This is a genomic window from Streptomyces sp. NPDC085481, from assembly GCF_044541845.1.
Classification (GTDB): domain Bacteria; phylum Actinomycetota; class Actinomycetes; order Streptomycetales; family Streptomycetaceae; genus Streptomyces.
Window position 1 is genome coordinate 353,328 of the sequence record NZ_JBITTJ010000001.1, and the last position, 18,159, is coordinate 371,486.

Consider the following 18,159-nt stretch of genomic DNA (forward strand, 5'->3'; position numbering starts at 1 on the left):
ACTCATCTCGCGCTCTAGGTACGGATACTCAGAGCTGGTTACCATCGCGGACGTGTCCGTACTCCCCCTGGTCTTCACCAGCGGCTGGGCGAGCGGGATCAACGCGTACGCGGTGGTCCTGCTCCTCGGCTTCTTCGGCGCGACCGGCATCTCCGACGAGGTGCCCCAGGCGCTGCAGCGACCCGACGTCCTGATCGCCGCGGGGGTGTTGTTCCTGTGCGAGGCGGTCGCGGACAAGATCCCGTACGTCGACTCCGTGTGGGACTCGGTCCACACGGTGATCCGGCCGGTCAGCGGGGCGGTGGTCGCCGCCCTGCTCGCCGGGCAGTCCGGCTCGCTGCCCGAGCTCGCGGCGGGCGCGGTCGGCGGCACGACGGCTCTGCTGAGCCACTTCGTCAAGGCCGGCACCCGGATGGCGATCAACACCTCGCCGGAGCCCGCCTCCAACATCGCCGTGTCCCTGATGGAGGACCTCGGCGTCGCCGGGATCATCACGTTCGCCATATTCCATCCGGTCGCGGCAGCGGTCATCGCGGCCGTGCTGCTCGTCCTCGGCCTGGTGATACTCGCCTTCCTCGCCCACCGCATCCGCCGCTTCTGGCGGCGCAGGGCGCAGCGCCGCGAGGAGAAGCGCCTGACGACCGCCCAGGCACGCCCACCCGCGGACTGGTCCGACTTCTGACCTGTCGGTGGGGGTCGATACAGTCCCTGGCATGGCACGGATTGTGGTGATCGGCGCGGGGCTCGGCGCCATGGCGGCCGCCGCCCGGCTCGCCGTGGCGGGCCACCGGGTGACGGTGTACGAGAGCGGCGGGACGTACGGGGGTGCGGTCCGCCGGTTCGAGCGCGACGGGTTCGGCTTCGACACCGGCCCCGGTCTGCTGCACCTGCCCGCCGTCTATCGCGACCTGTTCGTCAAGACCGGCAAGCAGCCGCTCGAGGAGTGCGTGACGCTGACGCAGGTCGACCCGGCGAGCCGCCAGCTCTTCGCCGACGGCACCCGCGTCGACCTGCCGAACGCCTCGCGCGCCGGCACCGTCGCCGCCCTGGACGCGGCGCTCGGCGCGGGCACGGGCGAGCGCTGGGGCGACTTCATGGTCCGCGCCCGCGAGGCCTGGGACCGCACCCGGCGCCCCCTCCTGGAGGAGCCGCAGCCGAAGGACACCACCCCGCTGGGCCGCGAGCCCTACCCGGCCCTCAAGGCGGGCCTGCTGCGCCGCCCCACGACCACCCTGGCCCGGATCGGCGCCCGCGAGCTGCGCGACCCGCGGCTCGCCGCGCTCCTCGACGCGTACGCCTGGAGCTACGGCTTCGACCCCGCCGGCGCCCCGGCCGCGGCGGCCGTGCTGCCGTACATGGAGCAGACCTTCGGCAGCTGGTACGTGGCCGGCGGCATCCGGGCGCTCGCGGACGCGGTGTACGAGCGGTGCCGGCAGCGGCGGGTGGAGTTCGTGTTCGACGCGCACGTCGAGAGGGTCCTGGAGAAGGACGGGCGGGCCTGCGGGATCGAGCTGGCCGGCGGGGAGACCGTCGGGGCGGACCACGTGGTGTCGGGGGCGCCGGTGCCCTCGCATCACGACGAGGACCGGGAGCTCGCCCCGCGCGGTGCCGAGCCGTCCGCTCAGCGGCCGTACACCGGCCGCGTGACGGTCTGTCTGGCCCTGCGCGGGGCCCGGGAGCCCGGCGCCGTGCACCGTACGGTCGTGCACGCCGCCGGCGACCTGCCCACCGTGACGGTGCTGCGGCCGGACGACCCGGCCCTGCGGCCCGACGACGGCCACGAGTCGGTGACCGTGACCGCGACCGTCGGCACGCGGGGCGGGCAGGACTGGAGTGCCGTCGCCGGACGCGTGGTCACGGCGGCGGAGGCGGCCGTTCCCGGGCTCCGGGAGCGGTTGCTGTGGCAGGAGGTCCGTACCCCGGAGCACACCCTGCGCGAGACGGGTGTCGCCGAAGTGCCCGGCCCCGCGCTCGCGGGGGCGGGCGGACGGCATCTCCCCGAGGCCAACGCCTCCCTGCTTCCCGGCCTCTACTTCGCCGGCGGCTGGGCCCACCCCGGCGGCGGGCTCGCCCATGCCGGGATGTCGGGCGCGCTGGTCGCCGGACTGATCGTGGAGGGCGCGGACTTCCGCGGCTCGCAGTAGCGGACTTCCGCGGGTCGCGGTAGCGGGCACGGGGCACGGTCAGTCGATCAGCACGCCCGGGTTGAGGATCCCAGCCGGGTCCAGTGCCCGCTTGGCGGCGCGCAGCGCCAGGGCGAACGGCTCCGGGCGCTGGCGGTCGTAGCCGGGCCGGTGGTCGCGGCCGACCGCGTGGTGATGCGTGACGGTGGCGCCGTGGTCGTGAAGGACCTCCATGGCGGCGGACTTGATCTCGTCCCACATCGCGACCTCGGCGCCGCGCCGTCCCGGTGCGATGACGGTGAAGTAGGGCGCGGGCCCGTCCGGATAGACATGGGTGAAGCGGCAGTTGACCGTGCCCTCGGCGCCCGTCACCTCCCGTACGACATCGGCCAGTCGCCCGCGCACCGCCTCGTACAGCTGCGGCGCGCGGTCCCAGGTGCACGCGGTCTCGAACGTCTCGGTCACCACGCTCATCCGGGCGAGGGCGTCGCGCAGGTAGGGCATCCGCAGGAAGGCCGACCGCCAGGTGTCCGCGGCGGCGTCCGGGGCGCCGGGCTGCGTCGGCGCCGGCGAGCCGCCGTGGTCACGGGCCAGGGCGAGGAGTTCGGCCAGGCGGCCGTCCACGGGGACGTGCGCCGATTCCACCCCGAGGACGAGCACGCTCCGGCCGCCGTGCGCGACTCCGGCCAGGGCGGCCTCCCCGGGGTCGAGGAGACGGCAGTTGGCCGGGTGCAGGCCCGACTGGGCGATGGCCCGTACGGCGCCGAAGGCCGTGTGGACGTCGCCGAAGAGCACCGTGGCCGAGGCCTTGTGGCGGGGGCGTTCCTGGAGCCGCATCCAGGCCTCGGTGATGACGCCCAGGGCACCCTCGGAGCCCAGGAACAACCGGTCCGGGGACGGTCCCGCTCCCGAACCGGGCAGCCGCAGGGAGGCGTTGACCCCGGCGGGTGTCACCACCCGCAAGGACTCGACGAGGTCGTCGATGTGGGTGTACAGCGTGGCGTAGTGACCCCCGGCCCGGGTGGCGAGCCAGCCGCCCAGGGTGGAGAACTCGAAGCTCTGCGGGAAGTGCCGGAGGGTGAGACCGTGCGGCCGCAGCTGGTCCTCGAGGCCGGGGCCGAGGGCGCCGGCCTGGATCCGGGCGGCCCGGCTGACCCGGTCGATCTCCAGCACCCGGTCGAGGCGGGACAGGTCGAGCGACACGACGGCGCGGTGGCGGTCCGCGCGGTACTCGACCCCTCCGACGACGGAACTGCCCCCGCCGTACGGCACGACCGCCACGTCGGCGTCGGCCGCCCAGTCCAGGGCGTCGGCCACCTCCTGTTCGGTACGGGGGCGGGCGACCTGGTCGGGGGCGGCGGTGAGGTCTCCCTCCAGGGCGCGGACCACGTCGCGGTACGCCTTGCCGTAGGTGTGCGAGGCCCGGTCCAGCGGCGCGGCCGACATGAAGGGGGCGAGTGCGGTGGGCGGCTCGACGCGGACCTTCGGCAGCAGGTGGCCGGAGACGTCGGGCACGGGCAGGGGGGTCGCCGCCGCACCCGGGACGAGGGACCCGAGTGCGGTGCACTCGGCTGCGGACAGCGCGTCGGCCTCGGTGCCCCAGCCCCACCAGGACCGGCGCCGCGTGGTGTGGTCGGCCATGAGATGTGACCTCCAGGTAATTTACCGCTTGGTAAATTACTGCAACGTATAGTCTCCTCATGACGACGGCAAGGGGATCGGCGGCCGGAACGAAGGGCGTCCCGCGGGCACGCCGGGAGGAACAGATCATCGCCGCGGCACTGGAGGAGTTCGGCAGGAACGGCCACGCCACGGCGTCGATGACCGAGATCGCCCGGCGCGTGGGCGTCACGAAGCCGATGCTCTACACGTACTTCGGCTCCAAGGACGGCCTCTACACGGCCTGCGTCGACCGCATCGGCCCCCGCCTGCTCGCCGCGGTCGACGGCGCCATGGCGTCGGAGCCGGCCGGTGACCGGCTCCCCCAGGCGGTGCTCACCGCGGTCTTCCGCGCCTTGGAGGGGCAGCGGCACGCCTGGTTCGTGCTCTACGACCGCACGCTGAAGCACGGCTCGGAGCCGTGGCAGGCGGCTCACCGCCACCGCGAGGCCATCGACGGCCTCGCGGCATCGGGCACCGCCGCCCTGCTGCACGCCCACGGCAACGACGACGCCCTCGACGCGGACGCCCTCAAGCACGTGTGGACGGGTACGGTCAGCGCGCTCGTCGGCTGGTGGATCAGCCACCCCGAACTCTCCGCCGACACCATGAGCGCCCGCTGCCACCGGCTCATCGCGGCCGTTCGCGGCGGCGCCTGAGCACGACCAGGGCCTGAGCAGGTCGACTAGTAGCGGTACTGCTGGTCGTTGCCGGTGCCGTAGCCGTACTGCTCGTGGTCGGGCTGCTCGTTGTCCCGCTGCTGCGGGACCCAGACGCCGCCGGGCGGGGTGTCGTAGGTGTACGAGGGCGCGTACGGATCGGCGTACGGCTGCTGGTAGTCGCCGTACTGAACCCCGCCGTCGTTGTACTGCTGGCCGATGTACGGGTCGGAGTAGGCCGCGTAACTCTGCTGGCCGGCGCTGCCGTAGTCGTAGGCGGGCTGCTGCCCGTATCCGGCCGGGTAGGGGTCGGCGTACTGCTGCTGGTCGTAGGCGGTGCCGTACACCGCGTACTGGCCGGTGTCCTCGGGCATCGGCTGCGGCTCGTACACGTCCGTGGTCTCGGCGGCCGGGACCTCGTGCGGGTCCGCGGCGTGGTCGACCGGCTCGTAGGCGAGGTCGCTGACCTCCAGGGTCGGCCCCTCCTTGGGCGGCGGGCCCGACCTGCGGCGGCGGCTCGCGCCCGGCCTGCCGCCCAGCGCCCAGCCGGTGGAGAAGCCGCGCCGGAAGGAGAGGGTCACATAGGTCTGGCCGACCGCGAAGGCGATCGCGCCGGCGATGATCACGATCACCGAGGGCAGCAGCACCCCGAGGACCACGCCCAGGAAGCCGCTGAAGGCGAGCAGCCGCCAGCGCAGCCGCGCCTTGTACTGCAGAAGCACCTCACCCAGCAGCCACAACGCCACGACACCGAACGCGATGTAGAGGACCGTCCACCCCATGCCCGCCCCTCTCCTACGGCCACCGCCGCGGGAGGAGGCGGGTACGACCGGTCACGACTGCTGGTGCAGTCCGAGATTCTCGTAGATCTCGAGCGTCGCCCTGGAGTTGTTCAGCGTGATGAAGTGCAGTCCGGGGACACCCTCGGAGAGCAGACGCGCGCAGAACTCCGTTGCGAACTCGATGCCAATGGAGCGTACAGCGGCCGGATCGTCCTTGACGGCGAGGATGCGCTCTTTCACGTCCTCGGGGAAGGCGGCGTTGCTCAGCTGGGGCAGTCGCTCCAGGGTCCGGGCGCTCACCACGGGCATGACCTCGGGGATGATCGGGGTCTCGCAGCCGGCCTTCTGGGCGCTGTCACGCAGCCGCAGATAGGCCTCCGGGTCGAAGAACATCTGGGTGATGGCGTAGTCGGCGCCGGCGCGGCACTTGTCCACGAAGTGGCGGACGTCGGTGTCCCAGTCGAGGGAGCGCGGGTGCATCTCGGGGAAGGCGGCGACGCCCACGCAGAAGTCGCCGGACTCCTTGATCAGCCGGACCAGGTCGGCCGCGTAGTGGACGCCCTCGGGGTGGGCGACCCAGTCGCCGAGGGGGTCGCCCGGCGGGTCGCCGCGGACGGCGAGCATGTTCCTGATGCCGGCGTCGGCGTACTGGCCCAGGATGTTGCGGAGTTCGGCGATCGAGTGGTCGACGGCGGTGAGGTGGGCCACCGGGGTGAGGGTGGTGTCGGAGGCGATCTTCTGGGTGGCCTTGACCGTCCCGCCGCGCGTGGAGCCGCCGGCGCCGTAGGTCACGGAGACGAAGCTCGGCCCGACCGCCTCGATGCGCCGCATGGCGTTCCAGAGGCTCTGCTCGCTCTTCTCGGTCCGGGGCGCGAAGAACTCGAAGGAGTACGAGGTGCCGCCGTCGGCGAGGATGTCCCGGACCGTGCGGGCACGGTCCGAGCGGGTGGAAGCAGTTCCAAGGGCCATACGGGCAGGTTAGACGGGGTCCAGAGCAGGGTGAAGCCACGTCCGCGTTCTGGACACGTTTTAGGTCAGCTTGGCTGCGCGGGCGAAACGATCTTCCTGGGACGAACCGGCCGCCCGGCCACCCGACCCGCCCGGCCACCCGACCCGCCCGGCTACCCGACCCGCTCGCGGACCCGCTTGGCGAGGGCGGCGGTCGCGGCGGCCGGGTCGTCGGCCTCGGTGATCGCGCGGACGACGACGATCCGGCGGGCTCCGGCGTCCAGGACCTCGTCCAGGTTGGTCTCGTCGATGCCGCCGATGGCGAACCAGGGCCGGTCCTGGGCGAGCCCCGCCGCGTACCGCACGAGGTCGAGGCCGGGTGCGTACCGCCCCGGCTTGGTGGGGGTGGGCCAGCAGGGACCGGTGCAGAAATAGTCCACGCCCGGCTCGGCGGCGGCCGCGGCCGCCTCGGACTCGGCGTGGCAGGAGCGGCCGATCAGCACCTCGTCGCCGAGGATCGCGCGCGCGGCGGGCACGGGCAGGTCGCCCTGGCCGAGGTGGAGCACGCCGGAGCCGATGGCGTGGGCGACGTCGGCCCGGTCGTTGACGGCGAGGAGCTTGCCGTGGCGGCGGCAGGCCTCGGCGAAGACGGCGAGGTGCTCCAGCTCCTCGCCGGCCTCCATGCCCTTGTCACGGAGCTGCACGATGTCCACGCCGGAGGAGAGCACGGCGTCGAGGAAGGCGGGCAGGTCTCCCTGGCGCTTCCGGGCATCCGTGCACAGGTAGAGGCGGGCGTCGGCGAGCTGTGCGCGAGGCGTGGGCATGGTGGGTCCCCCCGTCGGGTGGTGCCGGTGCCGGGCCGGCCGGAGTTCTTCCGGCCCGGCACCGCTGGTGGTGTCTGTCTGCGTGCTCAGCGGGCGTGCGTCAGACGGCGAGCGCCTGGGCGCGGCGCTTCACCTCCGTGCCGCGATTCTCGCCGAGCGCCTGCGCGGGGGTGCCCGGCAGGGTCGGGTCCGGAGTGAAGAGCCACTCCAGCATCTCTTCGTCGGTGAAGCCGTCGTCCTTCAGGAGCGTCAAGGTGCCGGCGAGGCCCTTGACGACCTTGTCGCCCTGGATGAAGGCGGCGGGCACCTGGAGCGCGTTGTTCGCCCCGCGGCGCACGGCGATGAGCTGGCCCTCCTTGACCAGCTGGCGCACGCGCGTCACCTCGACGTCCATCATTTCGGCGATGTCGGGGAGGTAGAGCCAGGCAGGGACGAGAGCATCGATCTTTGCGTCAATCTCGGTCACGGGACAAGCGTGCCATCCCGGACTGACAGTCGGTAGTCGGGCCCTACCGGACTGCCGCCTTCAGAGGTACGGAGGGGTCGGCGGCCCTCGCCGGATCGACGGGTGTGCGCTGCTCGATGAGCCTGCGGCCCTGGGCGAGGTCCCGCGGGCGGCCGACCGCCAGGAGGGCTACGGGCGTGTCGCCCTGCAGCCACAGGACGGTCCAGCTCTCCCCCGCCGGGTCGCCGCGCCACAGGAGCGTGTCGGCGGCGCCGTGGTGCCCGGCGTACTGGACGAAGCGGCCGAACTGCTCGGACCAGAAGTAGGGCACCGGGTCGTACGGCTCCGGCGCGGCGCCCACGATGTCGGCGGCGACGGTGCGCGGGCCCTGGAGGGCGTTGTCCCAGTGGTGGACCAGGAGCCGCTCGCCGTAGCGGGCGGAGGGGAAGGAGGCGCAGTCGCCGACGGCGTACACGTCGGGCAGGGAGGTGCGCAGCCGGTCGTCGGCGGTGAGGGCGCCGCTCGGGTCGAGGGCGATGCCGGAGCCGTCCAGCCACCCGGTGGCCGGGCGGGCGCCGATGCCGACGACGACGGCGTCGGCGGGCAGCTCGCGCCGCTCGCCGGAGCGCGCGGCGCCCTCGGCGAGGACGACCCGCCCCTCCTCGACCCGGTCCACGCGCGCGTTCAGCCGGAGTGCGGCGCCGCTCTCGGCGTACCAGGCGGCCATGGGGGCGGTGACCTCGGCGGGCAGGGCGCCGGCGAGAGGGCGGTCGGCGGCCTCGACGACGGTGACGGCGCAGCCGGCCTCGCGGGCGGCGGTGGCGAACTCCGCGCCGATCCAGCCGGCGCCGACGACGACGATGTCGTGGCGGCGTTCCAGGACGGGCTTGAGCCGGGCCGCGTCGTCGAGGGTGCGCAGGAGGTGGACGCCGGGGACGCCTTCGGTGCCGGGCAGGGTGAGCGGGTGGGCGCCGGTGGCGATGACGAGCGTGTCGTACGGGACGGGGCCGGCCTCGGTGTCGACCGCGTGGTCGGCGGGGCGCAGGCCGGTGACGTCGAGGCCGAGGCGGAGCTCGAGGCCGAGGTCTTCGAAGTCGATGTCGAAGGCGGAGTCCTCGGCCTTGCCGAGGAGGACCGCCTTGGAGAGCGGCGGCCGGTCGTAGGGCTGGTGGGGCTCGGCGCCGATGAGGGTGACGGCGCCGGTGAAGCCCTGTTCGCGCAGGGCGACGGCGGTCTGGACGCCCGCCATTCCGGCGCCGACGATCACGACCCGGTGGGGAACCTGCTTCTGCTCGCTCACCCGACCACCTTACGCATCTGACGGACTGTCAGGAAGTTCGGGTCCGGGACGGGGTCACGGGACGGATCAGGGACGAGCCAAGGGACGGGTCCGGAGACGGTCCGGGGACGCATCCGGGACGGGGTCACGCGGGACGCATCCGGGACGGGGTCAGGCGACGGCTCCGGGGAGGGCCCTGCGGCCCGGCCGGGCCACGGGCTAGTCTGACGGCCGTAAAGCACTCGCGGGAGCCCGGACGCACCGGGCTGAGAGGGAGGCTGGCCGGCCTCCGACCGTACGAACCTGATCCGGGTCATGCCGGCGAAGGGAGGGGCTGGACGCCCATGTCGCGTACATGCAACACATGCAGCACTTTCGACGTCCTCGTCATCGGGGGCGGGATCATCGGCCTGGTCACGGCCTGGCGGGCCGCGCAGCGCGGCCTGCGCACCGCCGTGGCCGACCCCGAACCGGGCGGCGGGGCCGCTCGCGTGGCGGCCGGCATGCTCGCCGCCGTCACCGAACTCCACTACGGCGAGGAGACCCTCCTCGGCCTCAACCTCGACTCCGCCCGCCGCTACCCCGAATTCGTCGCCGAGCTGGCCGAGACCACCGGCCACGACGTCGGCTACCGCGCCTGCGGCACCCTCGCCGTCGCGCTCGACGCCGACGACCGGGCCCACCTGCGCGAGCTGCACGCCCTGCAGACCCGCTGCGGGCTGACCTCGGAGTGGCTCAACGGCCGCGAGTGCCGGCGCCTCGAACCCATGCTGGCGCCGGGCGTACGCGGCGGGCTGCGGGTGGACGGCGACCACCAGGTCGACCCGCGGCGGCTCGCCGACGCGCTGGTGGCCGCGTGCGAGCGGGCCGGGGTGGTCTTCCACCGTTCGCTGGTGGAGCGGCTCACGGTGGTACGGGACCGGGCCCGCGGCGCGGTCCTCGCGGGCGGTGTCGAGCTGGCGGCGGACCAGGTCGTCCTTGCCGCGGGCAGCCTGAGCGGCCGGCTGTCCGGCGTACCGGACGAGGTGCTGCCGCCCGTACGGCCCGTGAAGGGGCAGGTGCTGCGGCTACAGGTGCCGCCCGCGTACGCGCCCTTCCTCTCCCGCACCGTCCGCGCGGTCGTGCGCGGCAGCCACGTCTACCTCGTCCCGCGCGAGAACGGCGAACTCGTCGTCGGCGCGACCAGCGAGGAGCTCGGCTGGGACACCACCGTCACGGCGGGCGGGGTGTACGAGCTGCTGCGCGACGCGCACGAACTGGTTCCGGGGATCACCGAGCTGCCGCTCACCGAGACCCGCGCCGGGCTGCGCCCCGGCTCCCCCGACAACGCGCCGCTGCTCGGCCCCAGCGCCCTGCCCGGCCTGCAGCTCGCGACCGGCCACTACCGCAACGGGGTCCTGCTGACCCCCGTCACCGGCGACGTCATGGCGGAGGCCCTGACCACCGGCGCGCTGCCCGACGAGGCACGGCCGTTCGCCGCCCGCCGCTTCTCGCCCGTACACCTGGAGCACGCATGAACGCGTCCGTGAACCTGTCCGTGAACGGGGAAGGCCGGGTCCTGTCGGGCCCGCTCTCCCTCGACGCCCTCGTCGCGACCCTCACCACCGCGCCCTCCGGGGTGGCCGCCGCCGTCAACGAGACTGTCGTGCCGCGCGGCCAGTGGTCCGCGACGGTCCTCTGCGACGGCGACCGGGTCGAGGTCCTCACCGCGGTGCAGGGAGGCTGAGCGCGATGTCCGACGACACCTTCCTCCTCGGCGACGCGGAGTTCTCCTCCCGCCTGATCATGGGCACGGGCGGCGCGCCGAGCCTCGACATCCTCGAACGCTCCCTCGTCGCCAGCGGTACGGAGCTGACCACGGTCGCCATGCGCCGCCTGGACCCGACGGTGCGCGGCTCGGTCCTGTCGGTCCTGGACCGGCTCGGCATCCGCGTCCTGCCGAACACGGCAGGCTGCTACACGGCCGGAGAGGCGGTGCTGACCGCCCGGCTGGCCCGGGAGGCGCTCGGCACGAACTGGATCAAGCTGGAGGTCATCGCCGACGAGCGGACCCTGCTGCCGGACGGGGTGGAGCTCCTGGACGCGGCGGAGACGCTGGTGGACGAGGGCTTCGTCGTCCTTCCCTACACGAACGACGACCCCGTCCTCGCGCAGAAGCTGGAGGACGCCGGCTGCGCGGCGATCATGCCGCTGGGCTCGCCGATCGGGTCCGGTCTCGGCATCCGCAACCCGCACAACTTCGAGCTGATCGTGGAGCGGGCGGGGGTGCCGGTGATCCTGGACGCGGGGGCGGGGACGGCCTCGGACGCGGCGCTGGCGATGGAGCTGGGCTGCGCGGCGGTGATGCTGGCGTCGGCGGTGACGCGGGCGCAGGAGCCGGCCCTGATGGCGGCGGCGATGCGGCACGCGGTGGAAGCGGGGCGGCTCGCCCACCGGGCGGGCCGCATCCCCCGGCGCCACTTCGCTGACGCGTCCTCCCCGCGCGAGGGCCGGGCCCACCTGGACCCGGAACGCCCCGCCTTCTGACAGGCGATCCAGCCCCTGCCGCCCCGCTTTCTGACAGCCGGTCCAGCCCCTGCCCCACCCCGCCCCTTCCCGAATCCCTGCCGGGGGCCGGTGGGGGGCGGGGGCGGGGGCTGCCCCTGCGGGCCCGTGCCGCACGGGCCCGCGTTACAGGTGCGCTGCAGTGAGGCCGGCATGGACCGGGCGTCCCGGTGCGGCTCGTAGACTCGTCGCCGTGGACACGACCCTTCAGGACCCCCTCGTCGGGCGGCTGCTCGACGGCCGCTACCGCGTCGACGCGCGTATCGCCGTCGGCGGGATGGCCACGGTCTACCGGGCCGTCGACACCAGGCTCGACCGGGTGCTCGCGCTCAAGGTGATGCACCCCGACCTGGCGACGGACGCCGCGTTCGTGGAGCGGTTCATGCGGGAGGCCAAGTCCGTCGCCCGCCTGGCGCACCCCAACGTCGTCGGCGTCTTCGACCAGGGAGCGGACGGCGCGTACGTCTATCTCGCCATGGAGTACGTCGCCGGGTGCACCCTGCGCGACGTCCTGCGCGAGCGCGGCGCGCTCCAGCCGCGCGCGGCGCTCGACATCCTGGAGCCGGTGCTCGCCGCGCTCGGCGCCGCGCACCGGGCCGGGTTCGTGCACCGGGACATGAAGCCGGAGAACGTCCTCATAGGGGACGACGGGCGGGTGAAGGTCGCCGACTTCGGGCTCGTACGGAGCGTGGGTTCGGCCACCGACACCACCGGCGCCGTCCTCGGCACCGTGTCCTATCTCGCGCCCGAGCAGATCGAGCACGGTACGGCCGACACGCGCGCCGACGTCTACGCGTGCGGCGTCGTCCTGTACGAGATGCTGACCGGCGCCAAGCCGCACTCGGGCGACACCCCCGCCCAGGTCCTCTACCAGCACCTGAACACCGACGTCCCCGCCCCCTCCGCCGCCGTCCCGGGCCTCGCCCAGGAGCTGGACGAGCTGGTGGCGAGCGCCACCGCCCGGAACCCCGAGGTCCGCCCGTACGACGCGGTCGCGCTGCTCGCCCTGGTGCGCGAGTCCCGCGCCGCGCTCCGTGACGACCAGCTGGACGCCGTGCCCCCGCGGGCCCGGGCGGAGGAGCCCGGCGGAGTCGACGACCGGACCAGCGTCATTCCCCGGATCCAGCCCCTGCCGGTGGAGCACACCAGCCTGCTTCCCCCGCCGGCTCCCGCGCCCGTGCCCGCTCCCGCCGCGTCCCGCCGCGGGCTGCCCCGCGGACCCCTCCTGATCGTCGCCGTCGTGCTGCTCGCCCTCGGCATCGGGAGCGGCGTCTGGTACATCAACTCCGGCCAGTTCACCCGGGTCCCCGCCGTCCTCGGCAAGACCGAGGCCCAGGCCACCGAGCGCCTGGGCGAGGCCGGCCTCGACGTGGGCACGACCAAGCGCGCGTTCAGCGACGTGTACGAGCGGGGCACGGTCATGGCCACCGACCCCGCCCCCGGCGAACGCATCCGCGGCAACGGCAGGGTGACGCTCACCCTCTCCCGCGGCCCGCAGATCGTGAAGGTCCCGAACCTGAAGGGCACCCCGCTCGCCGAGGCCAGGCGGCGGCTGGCCGACGAGGGCCTGGCGCCGGGCATCGTCTCGTACGCGTTCAGCCGGTCCGTCGCGCAGGGCGCGGTCATCAGCACCGACCCCGAGCCCGGCACCGAACGGAACCCGGACTCGGCCGTCGCCCTGGTCGTCAGCAAGGGCGTGCCGATCGACGTCCCCGGCGTCACGGGCGAGAGCGTGGCCGACGCGACGGCCGCGCTCCAGGAGGCCGGCCTGAAGGTGGCGGTGGCGCCGGAGCGGATCAACTCCCCCGAGGAGGCCGGCTCGGTCGCCGCGCAGTCCCTCGCCGAGGGCAGCCGCGCCGCCAAGGGCGACACGATCACCCTCACCGTCTCCAAGGGGCCGCGGATGGTCGAGGTGCCGGACGTCGTCGGCATGAAGACCGACGAGGCCCGGAGCGAGCTGGAGGCGGCGGGCTTCGAGGTGAAGGTCGAGAAGACCTTCCCGTTCCTCGGCGACACGGTCACGGGCCAGTCCGCCGAGGGCGACTCGACCGCGGCCGAGGGCTCCACCATCACCATCACGATCAAGGGACTGTAGGGACTCATGCGCAACCCCGTCGGCGGCCATGTCCCCGTGGCCGGGGGCCTCGCCACCACCGGCCTCGGCTACGCACGCGAGCTCGGCGCCGAGACCGTGCAGGTCTTCGTCGCCAACCCCCGCGGCTGGGCCACCCCGGCCGGCAACCCGGCCCAGGACGAGCTGTTCCGGGCCGGCTGCGAGGCCGAGGGCCTGTCGGCCTGGGTGCACGCCCCGTATCTGATCAACTTCGGCTCGCACACCGAGGCGACGGTGGACAGGTCGGTGGAGTCGATGCGCCACTCACTGCGCCGCGGCCGCGAGATCGGCGCCAAGGGCGTGGTGGTGCACACCGGCTCGGCGACCGGCGGGCGGCGGCGCGCTGAGGCGCTCGCGCAGGTACGGGAGCGGATGCTGCCGCTGCTCGACGAGCTGACGCACGACGACGACCCCTTCCTGCTGCTGGAGTCGACGGCAGGGCAGGGCTTCTCGCTCTGCTCGCGGGCCGAGGACTTCGGGCCGTACTTCGACGCGCTCGACCGCCACCCGAAGCTGGGCATCTGCCTCGACACCTGTCACATCTTCGCCGCCGGGCACGATCTGACCGGCCCGTACGGCGCGGCCCAGACCCTGGACGCGCTGGTCGCGGAGGTCGGCGAGGGCCGGCTGAAGCTGATCCACGCCAACGACTCGAAGGACGTCGTGGGCGCGCACAAGGACCGGCACGCCAACATCGGCGCCGGTCATATCGGCCAGGACGCGTTCGGTGCGCTGCTGCGGCACCCCGCCACCGACGGCGTACCGCTGATCATCGAGACGCCGGGCGGGCCCCAGGGGCACAAGGCGGACGTGGAGCTGCTGAAGAAACTGCGTTGAGGAATACCCTGGGGGGGTATACGTTTCAGGGAGAGGCAGGAACCGCTACCCGAGCTTGGGGGCACCCATGCAGCACGAAGCGCACGTCCATCACGAGCACGAGCACCACGAGCAGCACGGACCCGAGCACCACGAGGCCCATCAGCACCACCAGGCCGACGGCCACGGCCACGGGAAGGTCTCCTGGGCCATGGCCGCCCAGGCCACCCTGCACTGCCTCACCGGGTGCGCCATCGGCGAAGTGCTCGGCATGATCATCGGCACCGCGCTCGGCTGGGGCAACCTGCCGACCATGGTGCTCGCGATCGTCCTGGCGTTCTTCTTCGGCTACGCGCTCACCCTGCGCGGCATCCTCAAGGCCGGCGTCGACTTCCGAACCGCCTTCAAGGTGGCGCTCGCCGCCGACACCCTGTCCATCGCGGTCATGGAGCTGATCGACAACGGCGTCATCGCCCTCTGGCCCGGCGCCATGGACGCGCATCTGTCCGACGCGCTGTTCTGGATCGTCCTGGCGCTCTCGCTCGCGATCGCCTTCGTCCTGACCACGCCGGTCAACAAGTGGATGATCGGCCGCGGCAAGGGCCACGCCGTCGTCCACCAGTACCACCACTGACGGCAGGGACCAGAGGTCAGAGCTCGGGGCCGTCGCCCGGCTCCTCCTGGTACGAGTAGCGCTGCTCCGTCCACGGGTCACCGATGTTGTGGTAACCGCGCTCCTCCCAGAAGCCACGCCGGTCGGCGGCCATGTACTCCACGCCCCGCACCCACTTCGGGCCCTTCCAGGCGTAGAGGTGCGGCACCACGAGACGCAGCGGGAAGCCGTGCTCGGCGGTGAGCAGCTCACCGTCCTTGTGGGTGGCGAAGATCGAGCGCTCCGAGGCGAAGTCGGCGAGCCGCATGTTCGCGCTGTAGCCGTACTCGGCCCAGACCATCACATGCGTGACGCCGGGCGCGGGAGGGGCGAGCTCCAGGATCGTCCGGGCGGGCACTCCACCCCATTCGGCCCCGAGCATGCTGAATTTCGTGACGCAGTGCAGATCGGCCTCGACCGTGGCGAAGGGCAGCGCCGAGAACTCCTCGTGGTTCCAGCAGCGCTTGTCACCGTCCGCGGTCGCCCCGAACACCCGGAACTCCCAGCGCTCCGGCTTGAAACGGGGGACGGGGCCGTAATGGGTGACCGGCCAGCCGCGCTGAAGGCGCTGTCCCGGCGGAAGATCCGGCACTCCTGCTTCCTGGCGAACTCCGCCCTCCGGCTGACCCATGTCATCCATGGTGACAGACGGCAAGGGGTGGTCATGACCAGTCATGCCCCGCCATCCCCGGGATATCCTGACCTTTGGGACAACTCCGAGTAAGCCTCCACTTACTGGACGCCACCCATTCGTGCTGCGAGGATGCGGCCATCCTGCCCAGTGGGCGGCACCGACATGCGTGGAAGGATTCCAAGCGATGCAGGGCGACCCCGAGGTCCTCGAGTTCCTCAACGAGCAGCTGACCGGCGAGCTGACCGCGATCAACCAGTACTGGCTGCACTACCGCATCCAGGACAACAAGGGCTGGACGAAGCTCGCCAAGTACACCCGCGAAGAATCCATCGACGAGATGAAGCACGCGGACAAGCTGACCGAGCGCATCCTCATGCTCGACGGTCTGCCCAACTACCAGCGGCTCTTCCACGTCCGGGTGGGCCAGACGGTCAAGGAGATGTTCGAGGCCGACCGTCAGGTCGAGGTCGAGGCGATCGACCGCCTGAAGCGCGGGATCGAGGTCATGCGGGCCAAGGGTGACATCACCTCGGCCAACCTCTTCGAGGAGATCCTGGCCGACGAGGAGCACCACATCGACTACCTCGACACGCAGCTGGAGCTGATCGAGTCCCTCGGCGAGGCGCTCTACTGCTCGACGCTCATCGAGCAGCCCAGCTAGCAGCCAGCCGGGGCGACTCGGTCGACACCGCGCGACCCGCGCGGCCTACGCGGCCTCGGAGAGTTCCTCGGCGGGGTCCATGTCCGCCGCGAGGGCCGGCATGCCCTGGTCGAGCAGCTCACGCCGGGGGCAGTTGCCGCGCCCGAGAATGGCCTGAATACGCCGTACGCACGAGCCGCAGTCCGTGCCCGCCTTGCAAGCCGAGGCGATCTGGCGGGGCGTGCAGGCACCGGCTTCCGCGTGCTGCTTGACCTGCTTCTCCGTGACTGCGAAACATGAGCAGACGTACACGCGGTTCACCTCCCGTCGAGATCGATTAGGCTAACCTAACCTTACCCGGCGGTCGCGGGTCGCAAAAGTGCTTGATACGAGGATGGGGCGCGGATCACATGGATCCGCGCCCCATCCTCGTACGAAGCTACCTACTGATCACGGCTCACTGGTCGCGGTACATTTCCGCCACCAGGAACGCCAGGTCCAGCGACTGGCTGCGGTTGAGCCGCGGGTCGCAGGCCGTCTCGTAGCGCTGGTGCAGGTCGTCGACGAAGATCTCGTCGCCGCCGCCCACGCACTCCGTGACGTCGTCACCGGTGAGCTCGACGTGGATGCCGCCCGGGTGGGTGCCCAGCTCCTTGTGGACCTCGAAGAAGCCCTTGACCTCGTCGAGCACGTCGTCGAAGCGGCGGGTCTTGTGGCCCGAGGCCGCCTCGAAGGTGTTGCCGTGCATCGGGTCGGTGACCCAGGCGACGGTGGCACCGGAGGCGGTGACCTTCTCGACCAGCTCGGGGAGCTTGTCGCGGACCTTGTCGGCGCCCATGCGGACGATGAAGGTCAGCCGGCCCGGCTCGCGGTCCGGGTCCAGACGGTCGATGTACGTCAGCGCGTCCTCGGCCGTGGTCGTCGGACCCAGCTTGATGCCGATCGGGTTCGCGATCTGCGAGGCGAACTCGATGTGGGCGTGGTCGAGCTGGCGGGTGCGCTCACCGATCCAGACCATGTGGCCGGAGGTGTCGTACAGCTTGCCGGTGCGCGAGTCGGTACGCGTCAGCGCGCCCTCGTAGTCGAGGAGCAGCGCCTCGTGCGAGGCGTAGAACTCCACCGCGCGGAACTCGGCCGGGTCGGTGCCGCAGGCCTTCATGAAGTTCAGCGCGTTGTCGATCTCGCGCGCCAGCTGCTCGTAGCGCTGGCCCGACGGGGAGGACTTCACGAAGTCCTGGTTCCAGGCGTGCACCTGGCGCAGGTCGGCGTAGCCACCGGTGGTGAAGGCGCGGACCAGATTGAGCGTCGAGGCGGAGGCGTTGTACATCCGCTTCAGGCGCTCGGGGTCCGGGACGCGGGCCTTCTCGTTGAAGTCGAAGCCGTTGACCGAGTCGCCGCGGTACGTCGGCAGGGTCACGCCGTCGCGGGTCTCGGTCCCCTTCGAGCGGGGCTTGGAGTACTGCCCGGCGATGCGGCCGACCTTGACGACGGGCACGGAGGCCGCGTACGTCAGGACGGCGCTCATCTGGAGGAGCGTCTTCAGCTTGGCCCGGATGTGGTCGGCGGACACGGCGTCGAAGGCCTCGGCGCAGTCGCCGCCCTGGAGGAGGAACGCCTCGCCACGGGCGACGGCTCCCATCCGGGCGCGCAGCTGGTCGCACTCGCCGGCGAAAACCAGCGGAGGATACGACTCGAGGTCCGCGATCACATCGCGCAGAGCCTCGGCATCGGGGTACTCGGGCTGCTGCGCCGCGGGCAGGTCTCGCCAGGTCGCCTTGGCGACGGCGTGGGTATCAGCGTTCACGGTCACGCAACAACAGTACGTGGCGAAGGGCCACGCCCACGCCAATGACCGATGGATGAGACGGACGTGATCCGCGTCATGCGTTACGATCGGCGCCATGTTCGCGCAGACGACGAAGAACTGGTGGTGGACCGCTCATCCGGCGGCCCACTGACTGCGCGTACACGAAACGCACGCGAAGGCCGCCCGAGGGGCGGCCTTTCTCGTACCCGGGGGCCGTTCCTCTCCGCATCACCG

General features: G+C 72.4%; 20 protein-coding genes and 1 riboswitch. Of the genes, 11 read left to right on the forward strand and 9 right to left on the reverse strand.

From position 1 onward, the window contains the following. Positions 1–52 precede the first annotated feature (52 nt). Entirely contained in the window at positions 53–682 is a 630-nt protein-coding gene (locus ACIGEZ_RS01655) for a DUF4126 domain-containing protein (RefSeq protein WP_399824598.1), read from the forward strand. Positions 683–713: 31 nt separating this feature from the next. After that, positions 714–2,144: a phytoene desaturase family protein gene (locus tag ACIGEZ_RS01660; protein ID WP_399824600.1), complete on the forward strand. Its 1,431-nt coding sequence runs from the start codon at positions 714–716 to the stop codon at positions 2,142–2,144. Positions 2,145–2,183: 39 nt separating this feature from the next. Here the strand turns inward: ACIGEZ_RS01660 and ACIGEZ_RS01665 are convergent, their stop codons facing one another. Further along, positions 2,184–3,764 (reverse strand): FAD-binding oxidoreductase, encoded by a 1,581-nt coding sequence (locus tag ACIGEZ_RS01665; RefSeq protein ID WP_399824601.1) that lies wholly within the window; start codon positions 3,762–3,764, stop codon positions 2,184–2,186. A 59-nt stretch (positions 3,765–3,823) separates the two neighbouring features. On the opposite strand from ACIGEZ_RS01665, the gene ACIGEZ_RS01670 reads away from it, so the two are divergent. Next, positions 3,824–4,441 carry a TetR/AcrR family transcriptional regulator gene (locus tag ACIGEZ_RS01670; RefSeq protein WP_399824603.1) on the forward strand — a complete coding sequence of 206 codons (618 nt, stop codon included), beginning with the start codon at positions 3,824–3,826 and terminating at the stop codon, positions 4,439–4,441. Between the two features lie 26 nt (positions 4,442–4,467). Here ACIGEZ_RS01670 and ACIGEZ_RS01675 read toward each other — a convergent pair whose 3' ends face one another. From ACIGEZ_RS01675 to ACIGEZ_RS01695, 5 genes are all read right to left on the reverse strand, one after another. Continuing rightward, positions 4,468–5,223, reverse strand: a complete 756-nt coding sequence (locus ACIGEZ_RS01675) for a hypothetical protein (protein WP_399824604.1) — start codon at positions 5,221–5,223, stop codon at positions 4,468–4,470. Positions 5,224–5,274: 51 nt separating this feature from the next. Next, on the reverse strand, positions 5,275–6,192 hold the full coding sequence (gene metF / locus ACIGEZ_RS01680) for a methylenetetrahydrofolate reductase [NAD(P)H] (protein ID WP_399824606.1): 918 nt from the start codon (positions 6,190–6,192) through the stop codon (positions 5,275–5,277). Between the two features lie 152 nt (positions 6,193–6,344). Continuing rightward, positions 6,345–6,995, reverse strand: coding sequence for a thiamine phosphate synthase (thiE, locus tag ACIGEZ_RS01685; protein ID WP_399824607.1), 651 nt, complete (start codon positions 6,993–6,995; stop codon positions 6,345–6,347). A gap of 100 nt (positions 6,996–7,095) precedes the next feature. Further along, positions 7,096–7,461 (reverse strand): Rv2175c family DNA-binding protein, encoded by a 366-nt coding sequence (locus ACIGEZ_RS01690; protein ID WP_399824608.1) that lies wholly within the window; start codon positions 7,459–7,461, stop codon positions 7,096–7,098. 43 nt (positions 7,462–7,504) lie between these two features. After that, positions 7,505–8,740 (reverse strand): NAD(P)/FAD-dependent oxidoreductase, encoded by a 1,236-nt coding sequence (locus ACIGEZ_RS01695; protein WP_399824609.1) that lies wholly within the window; start codon positions 8,738–8,740, stop codon positions 7,505–7,507. Between the two features lie 213 nt (positions 8,741–8,953). Continuing rightward, a riboswitch (TPP riboswitch) is annotated at positions 8,954–9,066 on the forward strand. Here ACIGEZ_RS01695 and thiO point away from each other — a divergent pair. From thiO to ACIGEZ_RS01725, 6 genes are all read left to right on the forward strand, one after another. Continuing rightward, a complete protein-coding gene (gene thiO / locus ACIGEZ_RS01700; RefSeq protein ID WP_399824610.1) occupies positions 9,064–10,236 on the forward strand; it encodes a glycine oxidase ThiO in 1,173 nt (390 codons plus the stop codon). Its footprint overlaps the riboswitch before it by 3 nt. Then, the gene (thiS, locus tag ACIGEZ_RS01705) at positions 10,233–10,445 is read left to right on the forward strand and encodes a sulfur carrier protein ThiS (protein ID WP_399824611.1); all 213 of its coding nucleotides are present in this window, start codon (positions 10,233–10,235) and stop codon (positions 10,443–10,445) included. The genes thiO and thiS overlap by 4 nt, the downstream gene beginning before the upstream one ends. A 5-nt stretch (positions 10,446–10,450) precedes the next feature. After that, positions 10,451–11,245 (forward strand): thiazole synthase, encoded by a 795-nt coding sequence (locus ACIGEZ_RS01710; protein WP_399824613.1) that lies wholly within the window; start codon positions 10,451–10,453, stop codon positions 11,243–11,245. Positions 11,246–11,456: 211 nt separating this feature from the next. Continuing rightward, the gene (gene pknB / locus ACIGEZ_RS01715; RefSeq protein ID WP_399824615.1) at positions 11,457–13,358 is read left to right on the forward strand and encodes a Stk1 family PASTA domain-containing Ser/Thr kinase; all 1,902 of its coding nucleotides are present in this window, start codon (positions 11,457–11,459) and stop codon (positions 13,356–13,358) included. Positions 13,359–13,364: 6 nt separating this feature from the next. After that, positions 13,365–14,213 (forward strand): deoxyribonuclease IV, encoded by an 849-nt coding sequence (locus ACIGEZ_RS01720; protein ID WP_399824616.1) that lies wholly within the window; start codon positions 13,365–13,367, stop codon positions 14,211–14,213. Between the two features lie 67 nt (positions 14,214–14,280). Further along, on the forward strand, positions 14,281–14,826 hold the full coding sequence (locus ACIGEZ_RS01725; RefSeq protein WP_399824618.1) for a DUF4396 domain-containing protein: 546 nt from the start codon (positions 14,281–14,283) through the stop codon (positions 14,824–14,826). A 16-nt stretch (positions 14,827–14,842) separates the two neighbouring features. Here ACIGEZ_RS01725 and ACIGEZ_RS01730 read toward each other — a convergent pair whose 3' ends face one another. Continuing rightward, entirely contained in the window at positions 14,843–15,475 is a 633-nt protein-coding gene (locus tag ACIGEZ_RS01730; RefSeq protein ID WP_399824619.1) for a sulfite oxidase-like oxidoreductase, read from the reverse strand. 187 nt (positions 15,476–15,662) lie between these two features. On the opposite strand from ACIGEZ_RS01730, the gene bfr reads away from it, so the two are divergent. Further along, positions 15,663–16,139 carry a bacterioferritin gene (gene bfr, locus ACIGEZ_RS01735; protein ID WP_399824620.1) on the forward strand — a complete coding sequence of 159 codons (477 nt, stop codon included), beginning with the start codon at positions 15,663–15,665 and terminating at the stop codon, positions 16,137–16,139. A 45-nt stretch (positions 16,140–16,184) separates the two neighbouring features. Here the strand turns inward: bfr and ACIGEZ_RS01740 are convergent, their stop codons facing one another. Together ACIGEZ_RS01740 and ACIGEZ_RS01745 are read right to left on the reverse strand one after the other, a co-directional pair. Next, on the reverse strand, positions 16,185–16,439 hold the full coding sequence (locus tag ACIGEZ_RS01740) for a bacterioferritin-associated ferredoxin (protein WP_399824622.1): 255 nt from the start codon (positions 16,437–16,439) through the stop codon (positions 16,185–16,187). A 136-nt stretch (positions 16,440–16,575) separates the two neighbouring features. After that, positions 16,576–17,922, reverse strand: a complete 1,347-nt coding sequence (locus tag ACIGEZ_RS01745) for a class II 3-deoxy-7-phosphoheptulonate synthase (RefSeq protein WP_399826161.1) — start codon at positions 17,920–17,922, stop codon at positions 16,576–16,578. Between the two features lie 97 nt (positions 17,923–18,019). Here ACIGEZ_RS01745 and ACIGEZ_RS01750 point away from each other — a divergent pair, with 97 nt between their 5' ends. Continuing rightward, positions 18,020–18,076, forward strand: a complete 57-nt coding sequence (locus tag ACIGEZ_RS01750; RefSeq protein WP_399826164.1) for a trp operon leader peptide — start codon at positions 18,020–18,022, stop codon at positions 18,074–18,076. Positions 18,077–18,159 lie beyond the last annotated feature (83 nt).